This window comes from uncultured Clostridium sp., assembly GCF_947036855.1.
GTDB lineage: Bacteria > Bacillota > Clostridia > Clostridiales > Clostridiaceae > Sarcina.
Window position 1 is genome coordinate 1 of record NZ_CAMQRY010000154.1, and the last position, 5,127, is coordinate 5,127.

At 28.5% G+C, this 5,127-nt stretch carries 6 protein-coding genes; all 6 read left to right on the forward strand.

The window, feature by feature from the left end:
• Positions 1-285 precede the first annotated feature (285 nt).
• The 6 genes from Q0V15_RS11710 to Q0V15_RS11735 all read left to right on the forward strand — a co-directional run bounded on the left by Q0V15_RS11710 (position 286) and on the right by Q0V15_RS11735 (position 4,811).
• Positions 286-1,023, forward strand: coding sequence for a YebC/PmpR family DNA-binding transcriptional regulator (locus tag Q0V15_RS11710; RefSeq protein WP_297439217.1), 738 nt, complete (start codon positions 286-288; stop codon positions 1,021-1,023).
• A gap of 205 nt (positions 1,024-1,228) precedes the next feature.
• On the forward strand, positions 1,229-2,137 hold the full coding sequence (locus Q0V15_RS11715) for a tyrosine-type recombinase/integrase (protein ID WP_297439219.1): 909 nt from the start codon (positions 1,229-1,231) through the stop codon (positions 2,135-2,137).
• Positions 2,138-2,242: 105 nt separating this feature from the next.
• A complete protein-coding gene (locus Q0V15_RS11720; protein WP_297439221.1) occupies positions 2,243-2,401 on the forward strand; it encodes a hypothetical protein in 159 nt (52 codons plus the stop codon).
• The gene (locus tag Q0V15_RS11725; protein ID WP_297439223.1) at positions 2,361-2,930 is read left to right on the forward strand and encodes a hypothetical protein; all 570 of its coding nucleotides are present in this window, start codon (positions 2,361-2,363) and stop codon (positions 2,928-2,930) included. The genes Q0V15_RS11720 and Q0V15_RS11725 overlap by 41 nt, the downstream gene beginning before the upstream one ends.
• A gap of 182 nt (positions 2,931-3,112) precedes the next feature.
• Entirely contained in the window at positions 3,113-3,724 is a 612-nt protein-coding gene (locus Q0V15_RS11730; RefSeq protein WP_297439225.1) for an NADAR family protein, read from the forward strand.
• A gap of 16 nt (positions 3,725-3,740) precedes the next feature.
• The gene (locus Q0V15_RS11735) at positions 3,741-4,811 is read left to right on the forward strand and encodes a hypothetical protein (RefSeq protein ID WP_297439227.1); all 1,071 of its coding nucleotides are present in this window, start codon (positions 3,741-3,743) and stop codon (positions 4,809-4,811) included.
• The last annotated feature ends 316 nt before the right edge of the window (positions 4,812-5,127 follow it).

Below are 5,127 nucleotides of genomic sequence, written 5' to 3' on the forward strand. Positions count from 1 at the left end.
TTTTAGTAGAGGATAGTAATCTTGAAACTTTAGAAAATGAAATTACAGAAGTAACAAGTGCTAAGGCAAAAATATCAAAAGATATGGAAGGTGTTTATTTTAAAGAAGGAAATAGACTTTTTATAGAGTTAGAGGAGTAATTTTCATAACAAATAGCAGTAAATGGTAAAATAATGATTAGTTGGAATTGTTGAAGTGGCTAAATGCCTATGTTATAATAGTAGTGGGAAATTTTAATGGAATTAATTGAAAATTTATATATATATAATATTAGGAGGTTTTAAGATGTCAGGACATTCAAAATGGAGTAATATAAAAGGTAAAAAAGGTAAAATAGATGCTAAAAGAGGTAAGATATTTACAAAGCTAGGAAGAGAAATAGCTGTTGCAACAAAAGAGGGTGGACCACACCTAGAATCAAATGCAAAGCTTAGAGATATAGTTGCTAAATCAAAGGCTGCTAACATGTCAAATGATACAATTGATAAAGCAATCAAAAAAGCTGCTGGAGAAGGAAGTGCAGTAAACTATGAGAGAATAGTTTATGAAGGTTATGGACCATCAGGAGTTGCTGTTATAGTTGAAACTTTAACTGATAATAAAAATAGATCAGCAGGATCAGTTAGAAGTGCCTTTACAAAAGGTTGTGGAAACATGGGGATGTCAGGTTGTGTTAGCTTTATGTTCCAAGAAAAAGGTGAAATTGTAATTGAAAGAGAAGATAGAGATGAAGAAGAAATAATGATGATGTCTTTAGAAGCTGGAGCAGAAGATTTTATAGCAGAAGATGAAGTTTTCAGAGTTATTACAACACCAGAAGATTTTAGTACAGTAAGAGAAGTTTTAGAAGCAGAAAAAATTGAATTTTTACAAGCAGAAGTTACAATGATTCCAGATGTTGAAGCTGAAATTAATGAAGATGATGCAAAGAAATTCCAAAAAATGCTTAACTTACTTGAAGAAGATGATGATGTTCAAGAAGTTTACCATAATGCAATATTCCCAGAAGGATGGGAAGATTAATCTTTGTTAAGTGAGATACAATAATACTTACAGAGTTTTTAAAAGATATTTTACAGAAGGTAAAAGTAATGTGAGGTAGTGAAAACCCCTCTTCATTATGATAAATGTATAGAAAAATCATAGTCTTGATTATGGTGTTCATTTATTAAGCTACTTTTCAAAGCAGATTAACAATAATTTGTTTTGAAAGGTGGCTTTTTTATTTATGTTAATTGATGACGTAATAAGGGAATTTATTTTTGAATTACAGGTACAAAATTATAGTATAAGGACAGTAAAGGGATATAAGAATAATATTAATAAGTTTATTGAGTATTGTAAAAATGAATATAATATATTGGAATTGGAAGAGGTTAATCATATTCATATTAAAAAGTATTTTCAGTATTTGTTGCTGAAAGGAAGAAGTCCAGTTTACGTAAATAATATATTGAAGAATATAAGAAGTTTCTTTAAGTATTGTTACAAAGAAGAATATATAAATAGAAATATTGCATTGAAAGTCAGTTGGCAAAGAGAAGAAAAAACTGTTATAAAAACATTCAATGACAAAGAAGTGGGGGCTATGGTGGGGGCATACCATGGTAAGGGATATTTAGAAGCAAGGAATAAATGTATAATATCAATTTTATTTGATACTGGAATACGAAATCTTGAGTTATGCACTCTTGGAATATTAGATGTTAAAGATACAGTTATTTATATAAAAGGCAAAGGCAGAAAAGAGAGAGTTGTTCCAATTAGTCCAGTTTTAAAGAGGATCATGATAAAGTATGAGAGAATAAGGGCAGAATATATTAAAGATAGCATTATTAGAGATGATGCTTACTTTTTATCATATAGAGGTAAAAGGATGACAAGAGAGGCAATTGAAAGAGTTGTAAAGTTGTGTGGAGAAAGTGTGAAAGTAAGAAGAGATATAAGGTGTTCACCACACACATGCAGACATTACTTTGCACAAGCTCAACTTAGAAATGGTTTGGATGTTTATTCATTAAGTAGACTTTTAGGACATGAAGATATAAGTATAACAAAGAGATATTTACAGGGAATACAAGATGATAATATAGTTGAAATGAGTATCAAAACAAGTCCGTTAATGAATTTAAAATAATACCAAAGGCAGAAATTAATAGTTTCTGTCTTTTTTTATGCAACAAAATAATTTTGTACCTTAACTTATTTAATCATACAAGAAAAATAAAAGGAGATAAGTAGTATGAAAGTTATACATGAGTGGAAAGGTAATGAATTAATTTATGTTGGATTTATTGATAAAGATACAGGGGCAAAAAGTGAATATACGATAGAAGAATATCATAGGAGCATACAACAAGATGGCAAGAAAAAAACAAAAGGAGATAAAAGAAATGGATAGAGTATTATCTTTAAAACAAGGATCAAAATACAGTGATGAGAAAAAATGTTATTTTATGGTGCCAAATTGGTTTTTTGATGAAGGAGAGTATATAGATTTGACGGTATATGAGAAACTTTCATTAATGCATATAGTACGTTTGGTAAACAAAAAAGATAATAGTGATGGAAAAGGTGATGTATTTTATTTATCAGCAGAACAATTAAGAAAGGTTTGTGGTTTTTCAATTGCAACAGCAAAAAGATCACTAAACACATTAATAAATAAAGGATATATAAAGTGTATTGCAAAAGGAAGTAATTTAAATGGAAAGGCAAATACATATAGATTAATGAATTTACAACCAGAATACATGGAAGGAGAAGAAATTGAAATTGATAGTTTAGAAGGAATATTAAGTGAAGAGGAGTATAATGATTTGCTTTTAAAATCTTGGGGTGTCGCATATTACTATCCAAAAAGAGGATGTTATTCTCATAGAAAAAGATTGCCTTTATTGATAGATACAGATACAGGAGAGCTTTACTAACTCTCTCTGATACTCTATAAAGAAATTATAATATAAAGAACATAATAACAAAGAAATTATATTTAAAGAAAGTATTGCATTAACTTCGTTAATGACAACAAATAATATGAGATATATTGCAACAAAAAAGGTATATTATGTTATACTAAAGAATATATTTATAGAGGCAGAAGGTGTTAAATATGGAAAAGAAATTTCGGATTTATAAAGAAACTGAAAGTATAGTTTTTATGAAAACAAATGAAGCGTTTGGAGGATTATCAAATATGGCACCACTTTATCCTATTGTCATAAATGGGATTGAAATTGCAACATCAGAAGCATTATATCAGGCGTTTAGATTTACAGATGTGTCAAATGTTCAAAGATTAATTATAAGAGAAAAAAATCCAATGACAGCTAAGCAAATAAGTAGAAATTATGATAGTTATACAAGATCCGATTGGGACTTAATTAGAGTTAATGTTATGAGATGGTGTTTAAGAGCAAAGTTAATGTGTAATTTTAATAAGTTTAGAAGTTTGCTTTTAAGTACAGGTGAAAAAAGTATTGTTGAAAAATCATATAAAGATAATTTTTGGGGTGCAACACCAAATGACAAGGGTGAATTGATTGGTGAAAATGTGCTAGGGAGATTGTTAATGGAGTTAAGAGAACAATGTAAACTAATGACAGGTAAAGAGATATTAAGACCATTAAATATTGAAAGGTGTTTGTTTATAGATGCAAAATTTGAGACATTAACAATAGTTAAAAAAATAGATGAACCAGCTCAAATGAGTATATTAAAATAATATTGAAAATAGGGGGATGAGTATTATCGTTAAAAAATTACTGAAAATAATAAAAGATTATGAAATGCCGATTGGCACACAAATGAATGAAAAGCATATTGAGACCTGGCTAAGTCAATTTGATGAAGAAGATCAAGATGTTATTTTGGAAGAAATGATAAACATATGTAAAAAGTTTTATTTCTCAAGAGAAGACGTGAAGAATATATTAGAATATTTTTTTACTGATAAAGAATATTGGGAGACGTGTACAAGAAATAAATTTAAAAATATGAAGTTTTTAAATATTCAAGAAAGAGGTACAAGTCAAGAGGACTTACTTGAGATTGTAAATGAAGTGTTAGATGAAAAGTATCAATTAAATATTTCAGAGTGTAATAGTAAAAATTTCTATGTGTATATAGATGATTGTATTTTTACAGGAAGTAGATTAAAATGGGATATTGAGAGATGTATAGATGATGATATTTTTAAGGCGGGAGATACTTTAGTGATATGTCATCTTTTTTGGTATAAATCAGGTAGTGATTATTCTATAAAAAAAATAAAGTCAATGTGTCATGAAAATAGTATAAATTTGGGTTATTGGTATTTTGATATGCAAAATAATTATCAAAATAATGATTATTGTAATCCAATGGGGACATTATGGCCACAATATATTGATGATGAAGTTGTAAATAGGTATATAGCACTAAGAGGAGAAGTAAGTGAATGGGCAGAAACAGCAGAGTTTTTTAGAACGTATGATATGAAAAAAGAGTTAATATTTTCGTGTAGTGAAAATAGAGAGTGTGTAGAAAAAGCATTTTTACTTGCAGGGGTTGATATATTAGATGGTTTAAATAATCCATGTAATTCAATGAGACCAATGGGATTCTCGAAGTTAGAGACAATCGGTTTTGGTGCTGTTTTTATTACGTATAGAAATATTGCTAATAATTGCCCATTAGCATTATGGTACGGAGATATATTTAATCAAGGAAATGGACCGTTAGGAAGATGGTATCCGTTATTTCCAAGAAAATGCAATGAAGAAATTAATGAAGATGTTGATGATGATGATATATTTAATTTTGGATTTTAATAGTCTTATATGATATACTGATTATGCTTTTACTGATGGTTTCAGTAAGGGTAAATGTTAATGTGCTTTGAATTCTAAAGCAACTTTAACCTTAGTAAAATAAATGAATAAGTGGTAAAAGATGATGATGTTCAAGAAGTTTACCATAATGCAATATTCCCAGAAGGATGGGAAGATTAATTTATACAATTAAGTTTATATAAATATAACCCTTAACTATGATATGTAACGATATTATAGTTAAGGGTTTTCTTTTTTAAAATTCATTAAGTGTTTTTGATTCAGAAATGACAGATGTTATTAGAGCAGAAGATAG

Bases quoted from the DNA above. Each gene is read 5' to 3' on its own strand.
- Q0V15_RS11710 (WP_297439217.1), top strand. From the start codon at position 286: ATGTCAGGACATTCAAAATGGAGTAATATAAAAGGTAAAAAAGGTAAA.
- Q0V15_RS11715 (WP_297439219.1), top strand. From the start codon at position 1,229: ATGTTAATTGATGACGTAATAAGGGAATTTATTTTTGAATTACAGGTA.
- Q0V15_RS11720 (WP_297439221.1), top strand. From the start codon at position 2,243: ATGAAAGTTATACATGAGTGGAAAGGTAATGAATTAATTTATGTTGGA.
- Q0V15_RS11725 (WP_297439223.1), top strand. From the start codon at position 2,361: ATGGCAAGAAAAAAACAAAAGGAGATAAAAGAAATGGATAGAGTATTA.
- Q0V15_RS11730 (WP_297439225.1), top strand. From the start codon at position 3,113: ATGGAAAAGAAATTTCGGATTTATAAAGAAACTGAAAGTATAGTTTTT.
- Q0V15_RS11735 (WP_297439227.1), top strand. From the start codon at position 3,741: ATGAGTATTATCGTTAAAAAATTACTGAAAATAATAAAAGATTATGAA.